This is a genomic window from Neisseria sp. P0021.S006 (genome assembly GCF_051956895.1).
In genome coordinates this window covers 1-456 of the sequence record NZ_JBQCWZ010001229.1, presented here as the reverse complement: position 1 = coordinate 456, position 456 = coordinate 1, and the positions used below count along the sequence as shown (strand labels likewise).

Annotated in this window: 1 protein-coding gene; it reads left to right on the top strand. The window is 50.9% G+C overall.

Annotated elements, in window-relative coordinates; translation table 11 throughout:
• On the top strand, window positions 1–456 hold a 456-nt coding region (gene upp, locus ACTHUM_RS19620; RefSeq protein ID WP_440403956.1), incomplete at both ends, for a uracil phosphoribosyltransferase.

Sequence of the window (456 nt, the reverse complement as noted above, 5' to 3'; positions counted from 1 at the left end):
GAGGCCAGCCGTGATTTTGAAATTGAAAAATACATTATTGACGGCTGGTGCGGCTCTATTGAAGGCGACCGCATCAAAGGCAAAACGCTGACCGTCGTCCCGATTTTGCGTGCCGGTTTGGGTATGCTCGACGGCGTACTCGACCTGATTCCAACTGCCAAAATCAGCGTTGTCGGCTTGCAGCGCGATGAAGAAACTTTGAAACCAGTTTCTTATTTTGAAAAATTTGTTGACAGCATGGACGAACGTCCAGCTCTGATTATCGACCCAATGTTGGCGACCGGCGGCTCTATGGTTGCCACCATCGACCTTTTGAAAGCCAAAGGTTGCCGTAACATCAAAGCATTGGTATTGGTTGCCGCTCCGGAAGGCGTGAAAGCCGTCAATGACGCGCATCCTGATGTAACCATCTACACTGCCGCGCTCGACAGCCACTTGAACGAACACGGCTACATC